Source organism: Pseudomonas capeferrum (genome assembly GCF_013523055.1).
Classification (GTDB): Bacteria; Pseudomonadota; Gammaproteobacteria; order Pseudomonadales; family Pseudomonadaceae; genus Aquipseudomonas; species Aquipseudomonas capeferrum_A.
In genome coordinates this window covers 66235-89026 of the sequence record NZ_JAAMQM010000004.1, presented here as the reverse complement: position 1 = coordinate 89026, position 22792 = coordinate 66235, and the positions used below count along the sequence as shown (strand labels likewise).

General features: G+C 52.8%; 21 protein-coding genes and 1 pseudogene. 8 read left to right on the top strand and 14 right to left on the bottom strand.

What is annotated here, in order from left to right; all coding sequences use genetic code 11:
* Positions 1–18: 18 nt before the first annotated feature.
* The 3 genes from G7009_RS05985 (at position 19) to G7009_RS05975 (ending at position 3257) form a co-directional block, all read left to right on the top strand.
* Positions 19–915 carry a hypothetical protein gene (locus G7009_RS05985; protein WP_181128995.1) on the top strand — a complete coding sequence of 299 codons (897 nt, stop codon included), beginning with the start codon at positions 19–21 and terminating at the stop codon, positions 913–915.
* 185 nt (positions 916–1100) lie between these two features.
* Positions 1101–2213, top strand: coding sequence for a tyrosine-type recombinase/integrase (locus G7009_RS05980; RefSeq protein ID WP_181128994.1), 1113 nt, complete (start codon positions 1101–1103; stop codon positions 2211–2213).
* 219 nt (positions 2214–2432) lie between these two features.
* Positions 2433–3257: an inositol monophosphatase family protein gene (locus G7009_RS05975; protein ID WP_181128993.1), complete on the top strand. Its 825-nt coding sequence runs from the start codon at positions 2433–2435 to the stop codon at positions 3255–3257.
* A gap of 559 nt (positions 3258–3816) precedes the next feature.
* Here the strand turns inward: G7009_RS05975 and G7009_RS05970 are convergent.
* A complete protein-coding gene (locus G7009_RS05970) occupies positions 3817–4035 on the bottom strand; it encodes a hypothetical protein (protein WP_086978699.1) in 219 nt (72 codons plus the stop codon).
* 555 nt (positions 4036–4590) lie between these two features.
* Between G7009_RS05970 and G7009_RS05965 the strand changes: the two genes are divergently transcribed.
* Positions 4591–4872 (top strand): type II toxin-antitoxin system Phd/YefM family antitoxin, encoded by a 282-nt coding sequence (locus G7009_RS05965; protein ID WP_086978700.1) that lies wholly within the window; start codon positions 4591–4593, stop codon positions 4870–4872.
* The gene (locus G7009_RS05960; RefSeq protein WP_086978701.1) at positions 4869–5192 is read left to right on the top strand and encodes a DUF7693 family protein; all 324 of its coding nucleotides are present in this window, start codon (positions 4869–4871) and stop codon (positions 5190–5192) included. Before G7009_RS05965 ends, G7009_RS05960 begins: the two co-directional genes overlap by 4 nt.
* Positions 5193–5321: 129 nt before the next feature.
* Here G7009_RS05960 and G7009_RS05955 read toward each other — a convergent pair whose 3' ends face one another.
* The 5 genes from G7009_RS05955 to G7009_RS05935 all read right to left on the bottom strand — a co-directional run bounded on the left by G7009_RS05955 (position 5322) and on the right by G7009_RS05935 (position 10320).
* Positions 5322–5555: a hypothetical protein gene (locus G7009_RS05955; RefSeq protein WP_140388180.1), complete on the bottom strand. Its 234-nt coding sequence runs from the start codon at positions 5553–5555 to the stop codon at positions 5322–5324.
* Between the two features lie 182 nt (positions 5556–5737).
* Entirely contained in the window at positions 5738–7384 is a 1647-nt protein-coding gene (locus G7009_RS05950; protein WP_086978703.1) for a Na+/H+ antiporter, read from the bottom strand.
* A 190-nt stretch (positions 7385–7574) separates the two neighbouring features.
* Positions 7575–7943: a hypothetical protein gene (locus G7009_RS05945; RefSeq protein WP_086978704.1), complete on the bottom strand. Its 369-nt coding sequence runs from the start codon at positions 7941–7943 to the stop codon at positions 7575–7577.
* 91 nt (positions 7944–8034) lie between these two features.
* On the bottom strand, positions 8035–9024 hold the full coding sequence (locus G7009_RS05940; RefSeq protein ID WP_181128992.1) for an ATPase: 990 nt from the start codon (positions 9022–9024) through the stop codon (positions 8035–8037).
* Positions 9025–9525: 501 nt separating this feature from the next.
* Positions 9526–10320, bottom strand: a complete 795-nt coding sequence (locus tag G7009_RS05935) for a YfbU family protein (RefSeq protein WP_181128991.1) — start codon at positions 10318–10320, stop codon at positions 9526–9528.
* A gap of 354 nt (positions 10321–10674) precedes the next feature.
* Here G7009_RS05935 and G7009_RS05930 point away from each other — a divergent pair, with 354 nt between their 5' ends.
* On the top strand, positions 10675–10824 hold the full coding sequence (locus tag G7009_RS05930; RefSeq protein WP_162597400.1) for a hypothetical protein: 150 nt from the start codon (positions 10675–10677) through the stop codon (positions 10822–10824).
* 16 nt (positions 10825–10840) lie between these two features.
* Positions 10841–11497, top strand: a complete 657-nt coding sequence (locus tag G7009_RS05925) for a hypothetical protein (protein WP_140388182.1) — start codon at positions 10841–10843, stop codon at positions 11495–11497.
* Between the two features lie 274 nt (positions 11498–11771).
* Here G7009_RS05925 and G7009_RS05920 read toward each other — a convergent pair whose 3' ends face one another.
* From G7009_RS05920 to G7009_RS05900, 5 genes and pseudogenes are all read right to left on the bottom strand, one after another.
* On the bottom strand, positions 11772–12803 hold the full coding sequence (locus tag G7009_RS05920) for a serine/threonine-protein kinase (protein WP_086978708.1): 1032 nt from the start codon (positions 12801–12803) through the stop codon (positions 11772–11774).
* Complete coding sequence (locus G7009_RS05915; RefSeq protein ID WP_258197878.1) at positions 12800–13327, bottom strand: hypothetical protein; 528 nt, start codon at positions 13325–13327, stop codon at positions 12800–12802. Before G7009_RS05915 ends, G7009_RS05920 begins: the two co-directional genes overlap by 4 nt.
* 425 nt (positions 13328–13752) lie before the next feature.
* Positions 13753–14352 carry a HEPN domain-containing protein gene (locus G7009_RS05910; protein ID WP_254912533.1) on the bottom strand — a complete coding sequence of 200 codons (600 nt, stop codon included), beginning with the start codon at positions 14350–14352 and terminating at the stop codon, positions 13753–13755.
* Positions 14353–14493: 141 nt separating this feature from the next.
* The gene (locus tag G7009_RS05905) at positions 14494–14859 is read right to left on the bottom strand and encodes a histone-like nucleoid-structuring protein, MvaT/MvaU family (RefSeq protein WP_086978709.1); all 366 of its coding nucleotides are present in this window, start codon (positions 14857–14859) and stop codon (positions 14494–14496) included.
* A 672-nt stretch (positions 14860–15531) separates the two neighbouring features.
* A pseudogene (locus G7009_RS05900) lies at positions 15532–16445 on the bottom strand (LysR substrate-binding domain-containing protein).
* Positions 16446–16573: 128 nt separating this feature from the next.
* On the opposite strand from G7009_RS05900, the gene G7009_RS05895 reads away from it, so the two are divergent.
* The gene (locus tag G7009_RS05895) at positions 16574–17950 is read left to right on the top strand and encodes an L-serine ammonia-lyase (RefSeq protein ID WP_086978710.1); all 1377 of its coding nucleotides are present in this window, start codon (positions 16574–16576) and stop codon (positions 17948–17950) included.
* Positions 17951–18197: 247 nt separating this feature from the next.
* Here the strand turns inward: G7009_RS05895 and G7009_RS05890 are convergent, their stop codons facing one another.
* From G7009_RS05890 to G7009_RS05880, 3 genes are all read right to left on the bottom strand, one after another.
* Entirely contained in the window at positions 18198–19361 is a 1164-nt protein-coding gene (locus G7009_RS05890; protein ID WP_086978711.1) for an MFS transporter, read from the bottom strand.
* Positions 19362–19734: 373 nt separating this feature from the next.
* Positions 19735–20808, bottom strand: a complete 1074-nt coding sequence (locus tag G7009_RS05885) for an NAD/NADP octopine/nopaline dehydrogenase family protein (protein ID WP_258197877.1) — start codon at positions 20806–20808, stop codon at positions 19735–19737.
* Positions 20809–20918: 110 nt separating this feature from the next.
* Complete coding sequence (locus tag G7009_RS05880; RefSeq protein ID WP_258197876.1) at positions 20919–22769, bottom strand: ABC transporter ATP-binding protein; 1851 nt, start codon at positions 22767–22769, stop codon at positions 20919–20921.
* Positions 22770–22792: the final 23 nt, after the last annotated feature.

Here is a 22792-nt window from a genome sequence, read left to right as displayed (position 1 = left end):
TCATCTGGTGGTAAAAAAATGAAAGTAGAGAAAATTGCTAGTGAAGCGGCCATCAGCCGTCAATCATTAAAGAGATACTACCCTGACTTGGTCGAGTACATCAAGGGTAACAAAAACATTGATGAGCTGCTGCCTGGCCACGAACCTAGTTCCGTTGCCCAACTGCTGCTCAAATCGCAAGAACGTGTTAATCAGTTAGAACTGACCTTGCGACAGATGGAACATAAACATGAAGCAGACATCTCTGACATACGCGATCGCTATATTACATCGCTTATGCAGGGAGATCTCATAACATTTGACAACAGTAATATCAATTTAACTCTCGAGAAGCAGTCCAGTCTGATCGGTATTTATGTTGCTCAAATCGATCAGCTTAAAGCACAGTTAACCAGAGCCACGGCTCAACATGCCGAGGGAACCTTATCAGCTTTAAATGGTTCACGCATCGTCTATGATCTCAACATGAAAGCTGCGAATTCAGCTTATAAAACCAATAAAGACTACTTAGCGTACTCGAACACCAAACACGAAAAAATTCAAAACCAGCTTCAAAAACTCACCGAATTAACAAGTGAGAACATTCATCTTGTCATATTTATCGATAAGTATTTATGTGATCTTCCTTATCTACTAGACAAGCTACCTTCAAACTCTTCAGAGGAAATTGTCCTGCGACTTCCGATCTACGACACCGTAGCACTGAGAGGTTATATCAGAAAGATACCACCGACTATCAACGTATCTATTTATATCCCAGAATGCAGGTCGGTTGCGGATGCCACAGCACAAAGACGGTTTCGTGCGTCGACCGTCCCGCCGGAAGAGCTAGAGCAAGCAGAAAAGGCAGACCACGTCCACCTTTTTAAAGGTGTTGATCGCGTCGTTCACTTTAGCGTAGATGGTGGAAAATAATGATACGCATAACCAAAAAGTACGTATCGTACATCAATCCGGAATCCCACCAAGCGGTCGAACACTTCATATTAATCCACGAAGCCGAAGCCCAAAGCACCTTACTAAGCCATGCAAATTTATTTCTTCAATCCCAAACTAGGCAATCTAAAAAAACTTCCTCTCGGTATGCCAGCATAATATCAATGTTCTATCGCTATCTTTCATCTCAGGAGGAGTTCCGCAGCTTATCCCCTGGGGATTACCACCTTCATGCGCGCAATAAAAACGTGATGAGATGGCAAACCGCGAGAGAAATTAAGCGAAAGGTTAAAAACTCCGTCCGCCCCTCGTCTGAAACTATTTTCGAGGAGGCCAAGCTTTTGATGGGATATTTTCGCTGGTTGAGCGATCGGCAGTTTTTTACTGGCGTGAATGTTCAACTGAAAAATTGGATCCCACCATTCAAAAGCGCAAGATACCAGGAATATGTTTCTTATAAAGCCGTTCAAGTAATTGACTCAACAAGCATCAGTGTTTTGGATAAATTGAATCGCCAAGCATCATCCACGAGCAGCCAACTCATCACCCCTAGTGAGATCAAACAGCTGATGGAGAATTACTCCGACCCTGTTTATTCCGCCTTACTCCACTTCGCGCTGGATACCGCCATGCGCCCTATGGACTTATGTCGGTTTCCGTATTTCGGAAATGGTGAAAATTCTCATATTTTGCCGTTTTCATCAATGACATTTGAGCTTCCGACGGTTAGTTATGCCATCACCAACAGTAAAGGCAAAAAGTCACGGGATATTCTTATACACCGTGATGCCCTCGAGGCTCTTGAGAACAATTATATCAGACCGTACTACGCTGAGCGCGCAAAAAAATATCGCAACCATTATGGCAAGAAGCCAGCGCTGGATATATTGTTCCTTAACAAGGACGGCCACCCTGTTACACCCGATACTATTGCAAGCCGTACCGTGGCAGCCAAGAAAAAAGCACTGATCAAGAATCCTGACCTGAGGAAAAGCCTACGCTTTTATGATGCACGCGACTGGTGGCCTACTCAGTACATCATCAGGTCGTTCGGAGACGACTTGTTGAAATCGAATGAGATACTGTTCAACTACGCTGTTGCGCAGATATTAAGAAATCAAATGGGGCACACTATTATAAAAACCACATTTGACCACTACATTGGGATGGCACGTGTCATTCTGTCGATGCATCAAGGACGTAAAACGGAAATCTTCAGTCCGTCTAACTTCTCAGCCACAGCTTTCATGCAAGCATTCAAGGGGGTTGACGCTTGAGCATAAACGGAACCTTCACGCTGGGCGTCTTAGCCGAATCGTTTAGGACGACATATGAGCTGTAAACTGACAGTTCACGTTATAGACTTAGGATCTCCATTTTGGCAACAACAAAATACGGATGTCTGAAGCTGAGAAAGACTATGCCAGACAGATGGTAAAGCCTGATCATCTGTATCAAACTGCAGAGCAATATTACTTCACGGTTGAAGCCCACCCATGACTAATCGATCGCTACAGCACATCCTCAATCAAGTGATCGAGACCGTTGAGCGAGCGGGTGTCTTGTTGGCACAGGAATGCGCTCGTCTAGGTGGCCGTAGAGGATCAGGCGACAAAGCAGAAATTGATGTCGAAATCGAGGCTCTGCTGCGTGCCGAGCTGCTAGTGCTCTTGGATTGCGACTGGTGGGGGGAAGAGACCGGTCATGTTCTTACAGGTTCTCCTTTTTGCTGGGTCGTCGACCCGAACGACGGCACCACCGATTTCTTGAACGGCCGTGATGGGTCTGCCATATCTGTGGGATTGCTCCACGACGGTAAGCCTGTGCTTGGGGTAGTGCATGCACCAGTCACTGCTGAGAATGCCTCGGATTGTATCGCTTGGGCTGCAGGTATGAATCATTTGCTGAGAAACGGATCGCCTGTCTACGTAGATCTATCCAAGCAGCAGCTGTCCAAATCGAGCCTTGTAATGGTGAGCTCAGCTGCCAGCAACAAGCCGCAGATAAACCAAGAGCTATGTGAGCCTAGTGATTTTTACCCCATGCCGTCGATTGCGTACAGGCTGGCCAAGGTTGCTGCAGGAGACGGAGTATGCGGTATATCGCTTTACCCTGTTTCTGCCCACGATGTCGTGGCCGGTCATGCCTTGCTGATTGGCGCCAAAGGTGTGCTGGTTGACGAGGATGGAAATCCAATCAGGTACCAAACAGAGGCCGAAATGCTTCAGGTGTCTCAACGATGTTTTGGTGGCGCACCGACTGCGTGTACAGACCTGGTGGCTCGAGATTGGGGAAGAGTCTTTGCGAAGGACGCTGGCTAAAATCTAAGTCTAGGCGTGCCCTGGAGGGACGGCTGTCGTAAACCGAGCCCTAGGGGCTCGGCCCGTTGGGCTTTCATCCTCACGCCTTCGCCATCCCTGGCTGCGCGCTCCGCTTGCTTCGAAAAGCGTAAATCACCGCAACACCTGCTAACCCTTCCGGTCACAGACAGCTCTGTGGCGGTCAAGATGCGCCATTTCCTTCGGCCATTTTAAAATAAACTTCTGCCAGTCATGCAAATAAGCACCTTCGGCAACCCGAGTTGAGCCCACGCTTGCGCATAAGAAGCGCTCTCGCCACGGCTCCGGAATAGCGTCGTCCCGCACGATAGATGTCCCAATCGGATGAGACTCAGACACTATCTGATTCGCAACCTCTTCAACGGTGGTGACTCGACCAGGCCCCAGCCAAGCTTGTTCCACCTGGTCAATTTCGTCTAGCACCCTCAAAACACATAGTGCTCTTGGATCCCCAGGGTCTAGATGAGCGAGAACCCATAATGCCCTCCGCCGCCGGCATTCAAGTGCATGGAGCGAATCATAACTGGCCAAAGCGTTGCCCCTAGTGGAATTGGCGATCACGCCCGCCATCCCCAGCAAGCATGCGTTCGACGAACTCAATTGACATCTCCAACTCGCCTTCGGCTTCCTCCAATACGGAGTCGAGCGATGGGTGAGCACCGGAGGCGCGGAGCTTTGCAAACAGTTCAAGGAATTCTCGGCCCTTGGCTATGGGCATTTGGATGCTGCAGTACACCGAGTCCTTCGCGTCTCTGCTCATAGGTGCTCCAAAAATTTGTCGTGATCGGCCCCCCCTGGCGGGTCGGCTGTCGTTAAACGAGCAGCTCGGCAAGGTGGCGGTGTCTCTGCCCTACCGGCGTCTATCCTCGCGCCTGCGCGCTTCGGTTGCCGGCAGCGACTACGGCGAAACGTTCACACCATGTCACTAGCCTTCTCACTCTGCAGCCAATGCCATCGAGACCAGATTTCTTCGCAATCTTCCCTTCAGCACGTCCTGTGACGAGCAATATCAAAAATATTAAACCTCACAATTATTACCACCCCAACCAATATTGTCTAGCGCAACTAATGGTATGCTAACTGCATACTCTTAAGTTGACTCGACAGCGACATCAACGCTTGATAGCCTTCATCAATGCTTCTCAACAGTTGCAATATTTTGCCCCGCCAAAAGTTTAAAATCAGCACACTATGAATATGGACACGCCGCCCTAGATCACTCTCACAGAGTTCAACGACTCTATCCACTGCTACGCGAGCGGTGCAGTGCGCCTGGTAAGCAACTCAGCAACAGGGGGGGTGTACGCTCTCCCCTATGCTCGACGGCAACAGCCATGCGGGAGGAAAGCTCGTGCCCACAATCATCAGCCTCAGCCAGGCGCGACGACGCTTTCGACGACTCGCCGCGCTAGTGGTCAAAGGGCATTCATTCATCATCACCAGGCACGGGAAACCCTACCTGCTGATGGACGCGCCTGAGCACTGGAACACTCCTAAGTCTGGCTTTCTCCAAGAGGAGAACATTTGTACTCCCCTGCAAAACAAGCTTACCAGCTGCGCCACAGCCTTAAGCCGTGATCGAGGACGAAGGGCATGATCGAGGACGGAGTGAACTCACTCACAGCACGTGAGGTTTCTCAGGTTCTGCGGCAGGCGGTATTCGGTCGAAGCCAGATGCGAAAGGCCGGGCCGAAAACTTGGGAAGAGATGTTTGTCGGCCTTTTCGTGATCGACATCGAGGGGTGGCGCATCACCATTTTCAATGACTGTGATGAGCTGGACTACTGCGAGCGTTGCGAAAGTCCGGATGGGAGGATTTGGTGTTTCGACTCTGGAGATCGATACGGGACAGATCCGATTGCCCTGCTCAGCACTTGGGAGCATGGGATGCTGGAGAGCTTGCTGAGATCGCTCTGAGAGTGGCAACACCGTGCTTGGGCAGCAAGTGATAGCAGCACCTATGGCTTCCCTGTCAGAACTAAATCCAGTCTTCTTCGCGGTGGGTCATGAGCTCTCTCCGGTGTTGGGTTTCAGCTCCACATTAGCTCATGCTTCGCGTGCTTTCAATGAGTCCATCGTGGTCAACCTTCCTGCACGCAGCCGGAAGACGGCCAGCAGTCTTCCTTGCTTCATTGACCTCAAACCGAAGGCCGACCAATGACTAAAGAAACGAGCAAGGAAAACGAGAAGCAGGTCTCTGATGCTTACGACCATAAACAAACTCGAAAACGGCCCGCGTTCTTGAGACAGGAAACGCTTGATCGGATTGCCAATGATCATGCGAATGACCTCCGCGAGCTTGGTTCGAGTCATACAAAGCGTTGAGCTGGCTTTGCTGACCAACCCAGCAAGCCAGTCTGGGTTTAGGCTGGGCTGCCATCAAGGTTCGCTTTTGACATGCTGCCAGCGGCAGCCTCAACGCCCTTAAACCCAGGTGAGGCCGAGCCCTTCGGGCGCCGCGATTACCTCCCGTGCCCCAGATTCGCCTCGCTCATATCCAACTCACCCAAGACTTCGCGTACCACTTCATCACCGACCAGGTGCTTACGGTGCAGGTTGTAGAGCTCCAGGCGCTGGGCACGCAAAGCCTTCAGCCGCAAGCGGCGCTCTAGCTGATCCATCTGCTGTGCCAGCGCACGCGCTTCAGCGGTGTCGTTGTAGCTCTCCAGCTCCTCACGGTACTCGGCCATCAAGCGCCCCTTCAGCTCAGTAGCCATAGCGGCCTGAGCAGCATCCGGCGCCGTACCTGCCTCAACAACCTCCTCCGCCTCCAGCGCATGAATGGCTGCTTCGGCGGTGAGCTTCCGGGCCTCTTGGACTTCCTGCTGCAGGGTTTCATCTGGACTCTTGTCTACCCCGCGCAGCAATACAGGCAACGTGATACAGGCCGAAATCAGCGACAGAAGTATCACCCCAGCCGCGATGAAGATCAGCAGATCACGCTCCGGGAACGAGGCACCAGGCGCGATCAACAGTGGCACCGACATAACGCCAGCCAAGGTCACCGCCCCTCGCACACCGCCAAGTGTCAGCAGCCAACATGAGCGCGCGGTCGGTACGAGTAACAGTTCGGGCCTGCCCCGCCAGCGGCGAACCACCCCGATCCCACGCCAGATGCTCTGCACCCAAACGAAGCGCAGCATAATCAGCACCGCGAAGATCGCAAGTACGTCCAGGCAGCGGTATGCGAGTGTGGGCCACAAGGACGTTTCGTGACTGACGACAGCCTTGATGATATCGGGCAGCTGCAAGCCCAAGATTAGAAATATGAGTCCGTTGAAAGCAAATTCGAGGAGTGACCAGACACTACGATTGAGCAGACGAGTGCTGGTCTGTCGCGGCAACAGGTCGAGCCAGCTCTGCATCATGCCCGCAGCCACAGCCGACAGGATGCCCGACACGCCCAAGCGCTCGGCCAACACATAGGCAGCGAATGGCAGCAGTAGCATGAACACCACATGGGTCGCTGGGTCATCCCAGCCTCGGGCAATCATCCACATGCGCAGTCGGCCAAGCAGCCAGCTCAGAGCAACACCCACCGCAAGGCCGCCCAGCGCGACCAATAGGAACGTCACGCTCGCATCGGCCAATGAGAACACGCCCGTAATGGCTGCAGCCAGCGCGAACTTGAACGTCACCAGACCCGATGCATCATTGAGCAGCGCTTCGCCTTGCAGCATATTCATGAGGGGGGTTGGCAACCGTCCCTGTGCGATAGCTGATACCGCCACGGCATCCGTTGGCGAGAGTACTGCCGCCAGCGCGAAAGCGACCGGTAGTGGAATGCTCGGCAAAATCCAGTGAATGAAGTAGCCGGCGCCGACGACGGTGAACAACACCAACCCAACCGCCAGAGCCACAACCGGGCCTCGAATGCGCCATAGTTCGCGCTTCGGAATACGCCAACCGTCAGCGAACAGCAATGGCGGGAGGAACAGGAAGAGGAACAGCTCAGGGTTCAGCGCAACGTGAAAACCCAAGGTCGGCCAAGCCAACAGCGCACCAGCACCGATCTGCACGAGGGGCAGTGGAATGGGAAGCACCCTCCCGACCAACTTGGAGACGCTCACGAGCATCAGCAGGATTAGTACGGTATAAGCTGATTGCATACGACAGGGTTCCTTTGAATCCGAGTACAGCGCGGCGAGTTCGTACAGGAAGACATCGCCATTTGAAACAATATGTTAAGGCGAAATCGGGCAAGCTGACCTCTGCACCAAGGTCGCAGCAGGTCACGTGATGTGTAACCTTATATTGCGAACCCAGCCTTCCGTCCTCGATGTTCAACAGATACTAGAGTCACGACCGATTTAGCTTCAACGTACCTGTCAGCGCTGGCGGCTCCTCTCCGAAGTACACCCGAATTAACGGACTGCCGATTTTGTACTCAGCGCGGGGCACATCCCCAGGCCAGAGTATGGAGTAGGGTTCCTGGGCCGGTTGGAGTGCCCATTTGTACAGGCCACCGTCCAGGCTCGATACATGCTGGGGGCTCCACCGACACCAGTCGGGTAGCTGAATCGTGATGGGGTGGCGATCCTTCCCTAGCACTCCTTGAAAACCTACGATGATGCGCTGCCCCGGTTCTTTGCCTTCAAAAAGCAGGACGATGGCACCTTCTGCCGACGAGATCGGGGGGATGATTTCCTCGAAAAACAGTTGGTTCATTCCTAGATTCCTTCTGGTTTAGAAAGCTAGCTATTGAGATCGTCGATATATCGGTCAGCCTAGCGAAGCCGAGTATCTTCCTGGCGCGAGTTCATGCGTCGGTTTCATCACGAGTCCGCGAGTCAAACCCAGGCGTTGGCTGCTGTTTCTTCGCTGCAAAAATTGTCAGGTGATTGAGGTCTTCGACTTCAAGCCTGTAGCTTTTGCCGGTATCGGAGAGCACCAGGCGCCCCAAGCCGAACACTCGAAAATAGTCAGCGTCCTCCTGAGCGAGAGTGTCGTTGAAGAAGCCTCGAAAACGGTAATTATCCATCTCCTCGCTGGTCACTCGAAGGTAGACACCTTTGCCCTCGACACGACCGATGAACCACATCATGAACCCTCTACCCTTGCGCGGTTCCAGCCTAGCCCCTCCCTGGATCACTCGGGGAGGCAGATCTGGATTGGCTTTCGACACGTTGGGGAAGTAGGACGTGAGCGGCATCTCGCCTTCACCGGCAACCTTCAGACGGAGAGCGAAAAACTCGCTCGTGCTGAGATCCTTGTATGCATTGCGATAGTATTCGACCAGTCGTACGAAACTGCTCGTGCGGTTTCTATTGGTAAAGGAATTACCCTTTGCAACGCCTCGGCAACCCTGCCCTTGGCGTGTAGCAGCCTCGGTACCGGCATCCACCGCGACGCCGGATTCCGCCTTCGGTTTGACAGATGTTCCGTCAAACTCATCAATGAAATCATGAAGTTTTCGTTTGGCCTCTCGATCCTTGGCGGAAGCCTCGCCATCCTGATCACCATCGCCTGCAGCAGGCTCGTCATCTTGCCAAGGGCAACCCTCAACATGACCCACACCACGGTCACGAAAATGCGCTGCCCTGTACGTATCCTCCGGGAGGCTTGCGTAATTTACCCCGGTAATCGTGGGTGGCTTCTTCAGAGCCAGGCATTCGGCGTACGAGCACTGGAAGGTGAAGCGGGCCCTTGGTGCGGGCAGTGAGAAGTACGCTCTGCGCGCTTCTGAAATGGAAACGATGTCCTCAAGCTCCACACAATACGCTTCGGAGATTATGATTTTTGCGGCCATTCCCTGACGTCCCTTTCTCGTGGCTGGAGCCTCGCTGCGTCCCAGGTTACCCAGAAAGCAAAGCCTCACTGACAGAGCGTTATAGTTGGGAAAGAAGCAGCCTGTAAATGCTCAATCTGAAGCGCTCTGGGCTCAAGGGGTTGCCCCAATCGCTCGTATCTGCGGCAAGCGTCATGACATAGTCCATCCTAACGCCAAGATTGAAGGGACGAGCCGATTGACCTCACGGTGGAAGAGGTTCGTGAGGCCATGTGCGTCGTTAGAGCTTTTGCTGACGACCTTAAGCGCAGGATCAACAATGCACTTGATGATGGATCTGCACAGATCTAGGACAGGCACTACCCTATACCGATAGGGCTTGCCATTTGATGCTCCGAGCCGGTAGTAGTCGAAAAAGGGATCACCACCCTTGTCCACCCGCTACGTCGCCCTTCCTAAGGAGCCCTTTCTCGCGGCTCTGTCTCCTCAAGAAGAAGACAGAGTCAGAAGAGGGCTGCAAGATCAACCCAGGCTTCGATCCAACATAATATCTTGAAGAGTGTCGAGAGTAAGCCTAGAGTCACGTTTCATGTGCTCTCGATAAACTGTCAGAAGCCGCGTATACACTTCCGTGTCATGCCTGTTGTTCCACATCGTACTAGGGGAGCGTTTTCTATCATCTGCGTTTAGCCACAAGGCCACTGCAGCCATTTCATTTAGCTGCCCAGATGACTCTTCAAAGCCCGAAAAACTCAGCGGTACACTATTACGCTTACTAAGCTTCTGGATAACGTCAGTCGAATCTCCACCGCTATCGCCATCCATGCACCTGTCAATGGATCTGAACATTTCCAACAAATCAGCGACGTAATTCAAATTTTTAACTGTCTGTGCATTCGGGGCTTTATTTATCAACGCAAGCACGTGGTCACTCTGAAGTTCACCGCTGAGTTTTCTGAGGGCATTTGCATCGAGTTCAAAAAACCAGAAAAACTGCCGCAGATATATTGTTTTAACTATGTCGCCTTGTCTGATTCTGTTGGCTCGATCACTTGACGAACCTCGAGGCGGTTCATTCTGGAACATCTCATACTGAGAGATCTGAAAAAATAGGCTAAGACGCTCGCCCAGAGGAAGCGACTCTGGTGATTCATCACCTCCGCGCTTAAATCTCTCGATTCCGTTTGAGATGAAGGTGCGGGCCACGTCTGAGCGACTAGGGATGTAGGACGAGTCGAGTGAATGGCGAATCTCATCAAGGTCGTCGAGTTGTTGCTGAGATACGCGCATTTCGAGCCGTTGATCTTTGATGTCCATTGAGACTCCCAAGCATGCAAGGTACGCCACACCCAACGTACGGCGATTTACGTACAATGTACGGCGTCAACCGTACAAAACGCAACCCCTGCACGCATGCCTCTCGCTCAAGCTAATGGCTCAAGCTACTGATTAGCGCGCTACAGCCTTGCACGCACACAAGCGCAACTTAACCAACTAAAAGGCTGGTGTTAGCGAGTGAAACGCCGGCTTCGCCTTAATACGCACCGACCCGAGGCTATCCAAACCCCTATAAACCTTGACACTGCTTCCGTCGCTGATCAAAAATGATCAACGGAAGGCTCTAGATAGCTTTCACGACGGGAAGTAGCCATTCTGGATCAGGAGGTCTAGATGCCAAACGTATCGATCGCGCTCATCAAGCAGAGCAACAGAATGCTCGCATCTGGTGCCACAAAAGCCGTGACCGCGCGTTCTTCCAAGCTGTCCCAGGACACGATCAATGGCCTGATGAAAAAGGCATTCGGGCGCCTAGCGCGCTGACTTCGGCTGAAAGACCTTGTCAGCACCGTCTTCCAGCAAGATCACCGACATCTCGCAACCTGCGTCCAATCAAGAAACCGACTCCGGCACCTCGCATTCTCAGGCGGGTGTGAAGGATTCGGTTTTTGCGCAAAGCACTGATTCGCTAGACGTTTTTAGTCAGCTCGTTGAAACGCCTGATGACTTCCTGGGGATGCTGGCCTACTCGCTGTACAAGCGCCACAAGATCGAGTGGCTCCAGGCCCACCCGCAGGACAATCATCAAGCCTTCAAAAAGGTGGCGTGCACCCCACAACAGATAGGGATGTATCGCAGCCAAGCTGAACAGATGGCCAAGAACTTCATCGATATTACGCTTGAGGCGCTTGGAGAGGAGATGCGGGGCACCATCATGACCAACGAAGTCATGACTCGCATGAACCAGATCGAGCCTAACCTCTCAGGCAAAATCGATCAGCTCAAGCCCCCCTTCTATAAGGTCATCGGCAACCACTTTCTCGGCGGTGTTTGCTCAGCAATCGTAGCGGTGACCATCTTCGGTTTCTTCACCCTCTACTCGAAATTCCAGAATGATGGCGGCCTTGAAGGCATGTTCAAGGGCGACAACCAACAAACTGCTTCGGTAGAAACTGAGCCTCGGCCAGCCGTCCCGCCCCTGGAGGCCAAAAAATAACGACTCTGCCCATCGGAAGTCCCTTCGGGGAGAAACGATCAAGCAAGGGCGAGTTATGGCGATGGGATGGACGTAGGAGAGAGGCCCGCAGGTGATAAACACGCGGGCCTTGGTGAGCTATCGACGGTGATAGATGACTCGGGACTCGCCCAGCAGGTCATCCACATCTACCAGCGGAACAGACGATCGAACGCGTCCAGAGCTTGTCTGGCTGCGTCCTGTGGAAATCTGGGATCTGGTCAGGTAACCATCCCCATCTTTCCTGCCTGCCGGCTTACCACTCTGATGACATGAGGATTTCATGAATCCGCTCCGGGGTTACGTTGTCTCCGCAAAGACCAGGTTTCCTGCGATAAGCGCCGGAAACAGTCTTTTTCTGGGACGTACATTGACCATTATCGGCCACCTCTACCAAAAGACCTGTGCCATCCGACGAAATGCTTTCCCAACGTCGGACGTTACCATCGGTGGAGAAGCGCCAATCCAGGCCCAAATCCTCGATGGACGACAGGTCATTCAGTAGATCCATTACTGATTGATAGCGCGAGTCAGGCTCGTACCTCAAGCACTTCTTGATGATGCTCTTGAGTTTTTTTGGCACATGACGAGGAATTTGTGCCAAATCCGGATAGGTTTCCAGGCGCTGAGCCCGCGCCAATTCTGCACCGGTCGTGAAAGCGCCTAGCTGCTGCTGCAGAGAGTCCAGCCCCACCAGCAAACGGTATAGGGTCAAGCCTACCTGGTAGATGTCTGCGCTGTTGTTGAAATCACGGGTCAGCGCGCTTTCGGGAGGTAGATGGAAGCGATATGTAGCTTCAGGGGTGGCATATCCATCGATGTCCATATTCTTGGCGAAGCCAAAATCTGACAGCAGTGCCTCATCGGTGTCGGAAATCAAGATGTTGTCTGGCTTGATGTCGAAATGAAGCAGCCCCTTGGAGTGAATGTTGTTGAGACCACTCAGGAACTGGATGGCGTAGCGTATTAGCTGCCTACAGGTCAGGCCTTCTTCCTCAGCAACCTGGTGCAGCGATCCCCTGCTGTAGTACGGCATGGCGATGTAGATGTGCTGGGTGTCTTTGCAGGCGTACAGCACCTGCACAACGTAGGGGTGGATGCTCTTGTACAGCAGCTGGGCCTCAAGCAAGAAACGCTCTTCGTTGAAGCCATCGGTCTTCACCTGCTTGATCACGAGCTCGGCATCCAAGTGTTCGTCATGGACGACATACACCTCAGAGTTCTCACCGTTTTCGCCGATGCGCTGCTGCTTCCTGAACGACACCTGAGCCGCTTGATAAGGAATCATCGGGAGGCTCCTACAGCAACAAGGATGGCCTCACGAACTGCCGCAGCCTTTCCAGGCGGCCAACCTTCGACGTCCTCAAGCTGGGTCTCACATTTTACGATCGAGGCGAATTCTGTCGCGGTGATCCCCAGGCGTGCGCCAATGCTGGTTTTGCGCCCGACAAAGTAGCTTTTGATGCTGCTGCTTGCGAACGACTCCATGAACACGGCCTCTAGGTAGAGCCGGTCAGCATCTTGGTTTTGAGAGTTGCCCTCTGCCACCCGGATGCCAGCTACGTCGACATGGTACTCCCGTAGGATGTCGAGAATGCTGTGACGAGCAAATTTGAGCTGCTCTGGCTTGTTCAGGATCTGGGGGATGATCAAAGATTCGACGTTCAAGATTTGCTTCGCTTCATCGTCGTAGATGACGAACGTCGCCTTTTTAGGCTCAGCGCGGATACCGAGTGATCGCATGGCTTTCCCTGCATGAAGAGGTGTCGGTTGGGGCTTGAACACTAGCATCAGATCGCCGGCAGCGACCATACGTCGATGGTACCCTCCCAGACGATGATAGGCGGCCTCTTCGAGCCCGAAGCAGCGACCTGCTCATCTCCAAGGGAGCGCGATTGATCACGTAGCCTCGGTCAGCCACCCGCATCACTTGGAATCGCTCCAAGGCTATTATCAGTCCACGACATGCCGAATCACTGCAGAGCTTTGGAGAATGCATAGAAAGGCTTCTAGTTGACTTTTTACATTGACAGACGGCCTAATAGTACAGATGATCGGGGTCACACTGAATTTCCGCTCTACAGGAGGCCGGGCAGAGCCCGGCCTCCTGTAGAGCATTTACTACACCAATCTTTCGCCTCACTGACTAATTCACATCAATGTTTCCCAGAGTAATTTTGGCGCTCGGGAAAGTTGCAAATCCCATACTACAGACAGACAATAATCCCACTGAAAAGTCAGCTGCCGAATTTGTGATCGAACAATTCTGCGTACTTCAACCAAAGCGAATCGTATTTTCCCCAGTCAGTAGCCCCGCTTGCCTCAACAAAAGATAAACCATCCATTTTTTTGGGCTTAGTGAGCACATTACTTGAAAGCTTCCAAAAGTCCCGGATCATTTTGTCGTTAGCTTTCTTCGGAATTGGGTATCGCCCCGCCCACCATACAGACTCTTCATAAAACGCCAATAATCTCTTTTCTTCTTTCGAGCGATTAACCCCCAAAAGATCAGCGAGGTCATTCAGACTGTGTGTTTGAGGAGGGCTCTGGTCACGACTAACCAAAGCCGCCTTCATGACCACCTCTAAGGATTGACCACACAACATATGGTAAACCGACCCACAGGCGATGCTCATGCTGAATCCATGGCCTAAACCTAAATCCTGGGCGACCTTGGCATCATTATCGGCATTCATTGCATACCAGATTGCTCCCGCTGCTGCGTGTAAGTCTCGAGCGCGGTTGAACCAATAATTCTGGTGATTACGCTCTTCAGTCAACGTTGGACGGCGCTCACGCCACTCTAGAAACAGCGAGGCACGGAATGTGACCGTCAACTAAAAGACCGCCAGCCAGCGGTCTTTTTGAAGGTGTAGCTCGGATCCCCGACCTCAGCAACTAGCCGTGAGATTTTAGCGCCGCGCACTTACAAAATGGGGATCCCTTTTGAGGGCCATCATCTCGTCAAGATGCTGCGCTTACTGACGCCAGGATTCTACGACCTCGGCGCCATGCTCCGCTTTCCAGGCCTTCAGGACTGCGTGGTTGCCACCCTTGGTCTGCACCAATTCGCCATTATGTGGGTTCTTATAGACCTTCACTTCTCTTGGCTTGCGGGAAGATTTTTCTGAGCTTGCGGGAGCACGCTGACGGCCACGAGCTTGTGGATCCAGAATGCTGATCACTTCGCGTAGGCTGTAGCCGTACTCACCAAGCAGAGCACGGAGTTTTTTTTCAAAGTCCATTTCAGCCTGGATAGCGCCATCACTTTTCATGGCTTCCAGCTCTGCGAGCTGCTGAGCGAGCTGCTGCTCAAGGCGACGGTATTCTGCGAGGCGCGACATTTGATAGCTTCCTAAATGGTTGATCGGCTAAGAGTACATTCTGTCTTCAGCCAGTCGCTACACCAAAGTGAAAGAAAATAATAATGGGTATGCCCCGCTCCCGCGCTCACACCCTTTGCTGCGGAGAGATGCTGGTTACAAATGCCCCCGGAATTGTCGGGCTCAGCTTTCACCTTATTTTCACGCCGGCTAGAGCAGTCTTGAGTTACCCCTACGTGTGATAGACCTTGCCCGCCTAGCAGCGGGCTTTCTTTTACCCGCAATTTCGCATCGGCCAGGGCCATTCGTCCGCCGAACTGCATGCTTCTCCAAGATTAAGTCGGCCACGATGCACTTGAGTCCATCGACCATGCTGACCCTTACCTTGAGCGAGCAGACCGGTAGACCTGCAGCCGATCTCATTGACAGCCTGCGCTGCGAAATCGAGCACCTACAAAGTGATGGAGGGATACCAGGGTTGGAGGGCGCTACCAGACGATGGCCGCTCTCCTTTCAGACTTCAGCCATCCCTCGCGGCGAGCACGAAGTAAACTGAGATTCGCTCCCCTGCCCTATAACCTACACGACAGTGCGAATGTGTCAGGGACAGTTGCGGCCTATGGTCAATTAACCTTCTTCGATTGCTCCTGTTTACGCTGGGTCGTATCAGCTCCTGAGAATGGGCCATGATCTTCATACGTTGCTAGCCTGGGCCACCAACCAATCGTGCACCGCTCTTCGAGAAGGGGTATTCAATGCACCCTCTCGGTAAGCCAGCACATACTTTTTCCTTGCTGCAATCGGATGCCCAAAAGGGACGATCAATGACCCCTGTTCCAGCTCATCGGTGATGAGCGCTTTCCGTGCAATCGCTACGCCCATTCCCATCCTTGCAGCCTCAATCGTCAGATGATTTCGGTTGAAGGTGTGGCCTCGTCGGACATCGATTCCAGACGCTCCTATAGCTGACAGATAAAACTCCCACTCCGCATGTTCATAGCTACCTCGCCAAGCCGTTATGTCGTGCAGCAACGGGTAGTGCACCAGTTGTGAGGGCGAGTCCAAGGGTGGCTTTCCTATCAACAACGCAGGGGAGCAAACTGGAAACAACTCCTCCTCCAGCAACGGAGTCGTAAGCAATCCGGGTAGCTGCCGTCATTAAGGTCGATAGCCAAATCGAAGTCATCGTCGCGCAGGGATCCACTGCTGTCCTCGGCGACAACTCGCAGTTCCATGTCGGGATAGTCAGCTTGCAGCTCTGGCAAACGAGGCATTAGCCATTTGCTGAGGAATGAGGGGATGCACCTAAGCTTGAAGACACCACCAATCCGCCCCGAATGCAGGATCCTCAGCTCCTCGTTGATCCGACTGTGTACCTCATTGGCAACAGATGCCAGACGCTGACCTTCAGCCGTCAACTCCAAACCTCTCCCGACTCTGTGAAACAACGCAAAGCCCAGGCGCTCTTCCAAGTGTCGGATCTGCTGGCTGATTGCCCCAGGCGTCACATGCAGTTCATCCGCACACCGCGTGAACGACAAATGTCGCGCCGCGCAAGCAAACACCTGAAGTGAGGCATGCATTTGAGCGTTTACGATTCGGCTCATTGAGGAGTCCTGCTAATGCATTGGGTAGGAAGGATCGTTTGTCCCCAGCTCCCTGACAGCCAAAGATAACCATCAAGCAAAGGGGAAAACTGATATCCCCTCGATGAAATTTTCGGAGGTGATTTGCTATGGCGATCAGTGTGTTCGACATGTTCAAAATTGGTATTGGCCCTTCCAGCTCTCACACGGTTGGCCCGATGCGCGCAGGTGCGTTGTTCATAGACGAATTGCGTGCTTCGCAGATTTTGGACAGGACTGAACGGGTTGAGGTGCGCCTTTATGGCTCGCTCTCGGCAACCGGCATTGGCCATGCGAGTGATCGTGCGACCGTGATGGGTCTGATGGGCGAATGGCCTGATCAAATTGATCCCTCCCAAATCGGCGCGCGCATAGATGCTCTTCGTAACACCTCGATCCTCAGCTTGGGGGATCAGCAGCCCGTCGAATTCATATGGGAGCGAGACATGCTTATGCTCGATGAAAGCCTTCCCTACCACCCCAACGGCATGACCCTGTGCGCGTATGGCGCGAACGGGAAGCTTTTTGAGCAGACCTACTACTCCGTAGGTGGCGGGTTCGTAGTCGACGCCAACCAAGCGGCGAGCGGCGTGCTCGACGCCGATCAAACCGTTTTGCCGTATGACTTCTCCAGCGGTGCACAACTGCTCAGGCTTTGTAAGGAGCATGGGCTAAGCGTCTCGCAACTGATGATGGAAAACGAGAAAGCCTGGCGTACAGAAGCTCAGATCAGAGCTGAGATTCTTAAGATCTGGGCCGCTATGGAGGCGTGCGTTGAAAAGGGGTTGGAGGAACAAGGCATTTTGCCTGGAGGGCTGCAAGTCCGCCGACGGGCTCGTCGGCTCCATCAAAGCCTGTTGGCCCTTGAGAAGCCCAACGTCATCGTCTCCACCATGAGCGCGATGGAGTGGGTGAACCTGTTTGCAATGGCGGTGAATGAAGAGAATGCCGCTGGCGGGAGGATGGTGACGGCGCCTACAAACGGGGCAGCAGGAATTGTCCCGGCGGTGCTGCATTACTACATGAAATTCAACCCTGAGGCGTGCGACGACGACGTCATTCGCTACTTCTTGAGCTGCGCCGCTGTCGGGATCTTGTGCAAGAAAAACGCGTCTATTTCGGGTGCAGAGGTCGGCTGCCAAGGCGAAGTCGGCTCGGCCTGTGCAATGGCCGCTGCAGGCCTTTCCGAGATCTTGGGGGCAACCCCTGAGCAGGTTGAAAATGCTGCAGAGATTGGCCTTGAGCACAATCTGGGGCTGACATGTGATCCGGTGGGAGGCCTTGTCCAGGTTCCGTGCATCGAGCGCAATGCCATCGCGGCAGTTAAAGCGATCAACGCGGCGCAGATGGCGCTTCGCGGAGACGGTGAGCATTTTATCTCCCTCGATCATGTGATTCGGACAATGCGAGACACTGGTGCTGACATGCACGACAAGTACAAGGAGACATCGCGGGGCGGGTTAGCAGTCAATCTGATCGAGTGCTGATCCACGCTGATTGAAGGTGGCTCCTCGAAACTGTCGATGGAGCCACCTGGAGCAAATCGCATTTGACGATGACCAAGCGATCAACGATTACTCCTCCATCCCCCTCAAAACAGACAAGGCATGTGCCATAACAGCTGCCTGTCTATCCCGCAGTGGGAAACCGAAGGCGAGCGTTATCGAACTACTTTGCCAACCATCGAGCTCCAGGTCAGTCGGGATACAGCGCTGTCGCGACTCACATCAGAACTCAACGAATCTGAATATTGCGAATCTTGGGAATTCCCAGGATCATCAGAGCCGATACCATCCAGAAAACACTGCTCAAGCCGACCAACCCGCTAAACGAACCGGCGACTATTGGCACAAGAAAGTTTGATGCGTTAAGTGCCGTAAGCCTGATTCCAAATGCCTCACCCTGACGATGCAATGGAGTTACTTGAACTAACATCGTCAATATCATAGGTTGAACACATCCTAATGCTGCGCCCAGTACAGTAGAGCACGCAAACATTATCAGCGGGGTGTGTGCAAATGGGTAAAGCGAGAAGACAATGACTGCCACTATGCACGAGCAAGCAATTATTTGTTTTTCTGAAAAACGCTTACTCAGAATTGGCAAGACCAACCTAATCGCCGCTGCCGCAAGAGCAAAACCGCCCAATATGATCCCTATGGTTGAAGCGCTGTAGCCGGCCTTAAAACCTATAACAGGCACAATAAAAGAATGCACATCCCAAACCGTAGATTGAAGCCAGTTTACAAACAAAATACCCCTGAAATTTGCAGACTTCAAAAGATTCCAGGCAGGCGCTTTAGGCTCACTTGGTATGCTTACACTGCGCGTCGCGATTACCTTACGGGTGAATAACCAAGATGAACATGATAAAAGTGCCAAAAATGCAAAACAATACTGGAAAGCGACATAATCGCCTTTGGCTGGAGCCAGTAAATCTATGATGAGCCCGGCAGCCAATGGGCCCAAGGAACTTGATAAAGCGGGCGATATCGCAAGCCAGCCAAAATAGTTCCGACGGGATTCATCGCTTAGATCAGCCCGCCCGACGTGACGCTGCATGACAATCAAAGTGACGCAGTTTGCAGCTCCCAACGCAACGGCAACCACTGAAATTATCACTATTTCCGGATGCAAGCCCCCCAAGAATAGCATTCCACCGGATCCCACTGCAGCATAAGCCATTGGAGCGTGCAGCCCCTTTTTGTCGGCATAACGTCCAATTGGGATGGCAAGAAATATCTGGCTTGCGGCGAACAGTGCCACAAGCGCCCCTACCGCTCCGTCACTCACGCCTATCGAAAGCGCGTACAGAGGCGCTGCTAGTTTCAACCCTTGAAATGCCGCTAGCATGAGGGTTTGAGCACAGAGTACCAAGAGCAACTGGGAGCGTGACATGTTATGCACTCACTACGGCAGTGTAACGTACATTAACTTTTTCTCGAAAACGAAAAAAATCCTTGAGCCGCGTGGGGCTCAAGGAAAAGTACAAAGGATTAAATCATCTTGCCCCTGTATCTAAGGGTGAGAACGAGAGCAAGAGGCGACAATGATGTGAGCATCATGTGACCGCACCGCATCACAGGTCTCAATTCTGGCATTATCCACCGACGGAATAAAATAAAAATGTGCACGCACCCTATAAGCTAATCTGATGGATCCACCGCTGAGCGGGGAAAATATCAGTGGCGATTCCATGCCATAAATATCTGCCATGGACATCAGCCACTCCCCGCTCAGACTATCGCCCTGCATTACGTCAGGTATCAGCTTACGCTGCAGCTACACGAGCCAATAGACCTTCCAGGGACTCGGACTCAAGCTTCAGTCCTTCAACCAGGTCGTTTTCGTTAGAGAAGCCATCTGGCAGCAGTAGGGCCGACATTGCAACAATGCTCTGGGTGACCGGCATCGGTACATTGGCTATACGCCCCAACGCCAAAGTGAATTCCAAACCGTATGGCACGTCTTCGGAGATGTATCGGGTGTTTACTTCAATAGGCCCGGGCGGCCCACCCCTCTTCTGGTGGAGTTCTTCCGCAATTTCTTTCAAATCTTCGGCCTGGATACCGAATGACTGTTTCAGCTTCTGCCCCAAAGTCTTAAGCTGCCATCCGAAAGTAGAAGCCAAATTCAATCGTTCAGCGTCAAGCTGCGCAATGACTTTGCACACATATGATGTCATGTAATGGTATTGAGGCCAGCTTTCTTTTCGTTCGATGCGCGTCCAGTTAAGGATAGCAAGCGGAGCGTGGAAAACGGCATTGGTATTATTCAATGTCGACATCAGTGGGTTTTCATCCACTACAAAATCACTACCGAATAAATCACTACATACACGCTGCGCATCTTCAATTTTTGAAGCTGGCAAGCAGGATACGCCCAGCGATGGGCGGCGCACCATGATATTGACTTTGTCCTCCGAAACCCTTCGCGCGGTAAGTGCTGTTGTGCCAAAACTGGCGACGACAAGATCTACACCCATGTCTCGCGCGCGCTCCCGAAGATAAAGCGCCGACAACGAGCCCATTGAACTTACGATAACAGTCTGGCCGTTTCTCAAGCTTGGGAGCGCAGCATCAATTGCCTGTCGGTGCGCATTCACAGGCAAGCAGATAATTACCACGTCAGCCGCTGAAACCGTGTCCTCAGGGTTGTTGACTCTATCAACGTCCACACTTCCTTCGAACACACCCGTTGCATGCAACTTGAGGCGTCCCAACGAAGGCTGATCCGAGGAGCGCCCATTCCAAATCGTGACGCCGTTACCACGATTTGCAGTCCATGCCGCGTAAGCAAGGCCAATGCCACCAGCTCCGATAATACCTACTTTGTATGACTGCATTTCCAAATCCCAGGTGAAGCAGTGCCGTCCCGGCTCTCAAAACAAACACCGTGAAACAGCACTGCATTTCGTTACTTGATGATGATAAGACCTGAACCGCTAGCTCAGACTCAGCACCATTCGCCTTCGGGCTCCATGTAAAAGTGACCTTCCCCGGCTTGGTGATACACCCGTGCCGGAGGAATGAAATCATGCGCTTTATACGGAGTTCTCAAAGTACCGGCAGACACTCGCTGCACCTGCTTTCGTGCAGGGTCAGGAATAGGTACTGCGTCAATCAAACGGCGTGTGTAGGGATGTTTAGGATCGTTAAAGATTGCAGCCCGAGGCCCAATCTCGACTATTTCCCCCATGTACATCACCGCCACTCGGTGGCTCACACGCTCAACTACTGCCATGTCATGGCTAATGAATATGAAGCCCAAGCCAAGCTCCTGTTGCAATTCGAGCAACAGATTCACAATTTGGACTTTTACCGATACATCCAAGGCCGAAACCGCCTCGTCAGCGACAATCGTGCCTGGTCTCAACGCCAGAGCCCGAGCGATGCACACACGTTGACGCTGCCCGCCAGAGAACTCGTGCGGCAAGCGCCAAGCAGCATCGGCGGGCAGCCCCACTTTTACGAGCAACTCAATGGCGACCTCTTCACATCGCTTGGTATCGTAAAGCCCATGCACTCTGAGCGGCTCAATGATCGATTGAGCTACAGTCTGTCGTGGATTCAGGCTCGAATAAGGATCCTGGAAGACCATCTGGATCTTCCTGGCACGCTCCATTGGCGTGATAGACCCGAGCTCGACACCCTCCAACTTGACTGACCCATGGGTTGGATCAAGGAGCCCCGTGATGAGTCGTCCAGTCGTCGATTTACCGCACCCGGACTCGCCAACAATCGCAAGCGTTTCACCTTGGCTAAGATTGAAACTGACGTTTTCGACCGCATGCACTCGGCCAGTGACTCGCTTGAAAAACCCAGACCGCACATCAAACCGAGTTGTCAGGCCAGACACCTCCAAGAGGTAAGGCTTTGTATTACGCACACTGTCTTTCATATTGGGTGCAGGGACGTTTTTCCCGGCGGCCATGTCATAGATCGGAAATGGCTTAGGCGCTGGTTCAGCTGCCATTGATCCGAGCTCGGGCACCGCAGACAACAACGCTTTTGTATACGGCTTCTGTGGAGCCGAAAAAATCTCCGATGTAGAGGCCGTTTCTACTAGGTCGCCGCGATACATGACCAATGTACGATCTGCTATCTGGGCAACCACGCCCATATCATGAGTGATGAACACCACCGCCATGTGCTCTTGCGCCTGCAATTCCTTGATCAACTCCAGGATTTGCGCCTGGATGGTCACATCAAGGGCTGTGGTCGGCTCGTCGGCGATTAACACTGCAGGATTGCAAGCCAACGCCATCGCGATCATGACGCGCTGACGCATTCCTCCCGAGAACTGATGCGGGTAGTCGTCGTAACGCTCCTGGGCAGCGGGGATGCGAACCCGCTCCATCAGTTTCAGCGCTTCTTCTTTTGCCTGGGTCGCATCAAGCCCTCGGTGTAACCGCAGTGGCTCAGCGATCTGTTCACCGATGGTAATGACCGGATTCAGCGAAGTCATTGGTTCCTGGAAGATCATCGCAATCCGATTTCCACGGATATCCGCCATCTCCTGCTCAGGCAGGCTTAGCAATTCCTGGCCCTGCAGCCGGATGCTTCCGGTCACCTGCGACGTATTAGCTGGAAGCAGTCCCAAGATGGACATAGCTGAAACACTTTTCCCAGAGCCTGATTCACCCACGATCGCCAGCGTCTCGCCTCGCGCCACACGAAAGCTGAGGTCTTTGACGACTGGAGACCAGCCACCGCCTCGCCGGAATGCGACGTTCAGCCCTGTAACTTCCAGAACAGTTTCTTGGTTCAACGGAAGCGATCCGTTCATAGATGAGGCCTCACTCATGCTTGCTCCGGGCTTATCACGGT

What these genes read in the sequence shown, in the direction of transcription:
- G7009_RS05985 (WP_181128995.1), top strand. Translation starts at nt 19, where the DNA reads ATGAAAGTAGAGAAAATTGCTAGTGAAGCGGCCATCAGCCGTCAATCA.
- G7009_RS05980 (WP_181128994.1), top strand. Translation starts at nt 1,101, where the DNA reads ATGTTCTATCGCTATCTTTCATCTCAGGAGGAGTTCCGCAGCTTATCC.
- G7009_RS05975 (WP_181128993.1), top strand. Translation starts at nt 2,433, where the DNA reads ATGACTAATCGATCGCTACAGCACATCCTCAATCAAGTGATCGAGACC.
- G7009_RS05970 (WP_086978699.1), bottom strand. Translation starts at nt 4,035, where the DNA reads ATGAGCAGAGACGCGAAGGACTCGGTGTACTGCAGCATCCAAATGCCC.
- G7009_RS05965 (WP_086978700.1), top strand. Translation starts at nt 4,591, where the DNA reads ATGCTCGACGGCAACAGCCATGCGGGAGGAAAGCTCGTGCCCACAATC.
- G7009_RS05960 (WP_086978701.1), top strand. Translation starts at nt 4,869, where the DNA reads ATGATCGAGGACGGAGTGAACTCACTCACAGCACGTGAGGTTTCTCAG.
- G7009_RS05955 (WP_140388180.1), bottom strand. Translation starts at nt 5,555, where the DNA reads ATGATCATTGGCAATCCGATCAAGCGTTTCCTGTCTCAAGAACGCGGG.
- G7009_RS05950 (WP_086978703.1), bottom strand. Translation starts at nt 7,384, where the DNA reads ATGCAATCAGCTTATACCGTACTAATCCTGCTGATGCTCGTGAGCGTC.
- G7009_RS05945 (WP_086978704.1), bottom strand. Translation starts at nt 7,943, where the DNA reads ATGAACCAACTGTTTTTCGAGGAAATCATCCCCCCGATCTCGTCGGCA.
- G7009_RS05940 (WP_181128992.1), bottom strand. Translation starts at nt 9,024, where the DNA reads ATGGCCGCAAAAATCATAATCTCCGAAGCGTATTGTGTGGAGCTTGAG.
- G7009_RS05935 (WP_181128991.1), bottom strand. Translation starts at nt 10,320, where the DNA reads ATGGACATCAAAGATCAACGGCTCGAAATGCGCGTATCTCAGCAACAA.
- G7009_RS05930 (WP_162597400.1), top strand. Translation starts at nt 10,675, where the DNA reads ATGCCAAACGTATCGATCGCGCTCATCAAGCAGAGCAACAGAATGCTC.
- G7009_RS05920 (WP_086978708.1), bottom strand. Translation starts at nt 12,803, where the DNA reads ATGATTCCTTATCAAGCGGCTCAGGTGTCGTTCAGGAAGCAGCAGCGC.
- G7009_RS05915 (WP_258197878.1), bottom strand. Translation starts at nt 13,327, where the DNA reads ATGGTCGCTGCCGGCGATCTGATGCTAGTGTTCAAGCCCCAACCGACA.
- G7009_RS05905 (WP_086978709.1), bottom strand. Translation starts at nt 14,859, where the DNA reads ATGTCGCGCCTCGCAGAATACCGTCGCCTTGAGCAGCAGCTCGCTCAG.
- G7009_RS05895 (WP_086978710.1), top strand. Translation starts at nt 16,574, where the DNA reads ATGGCGATCAGTGTGTTCGACATGTTCAAAATTGGTATTGGCCCTTCC.
- G7009_RS05890 (WP_086978711.1), bottom strand. Translation starts at nt 19,361, where the DNA reads ATGTCACGCTCCCAGTTGCTCTTGGTACTCTGTGCTCAAACCCTCATG.
- G7009_RS05885 (WP_258197877.1), bottom strand. Translation starts at nt 20,808, where the DNA reads ATGCAGTCATACAAAGTAGGTATTATCGGAGCTGGTGGCATTGGCCTT.
- G7009_RS05880 (WP_258197876.1), bottom strand. Translation starts at nt 22,769, where the DNA reads ATGAGTGAGGCCTCATCTATGAACGGATCGCTTCCGTTGAACCAAGAA.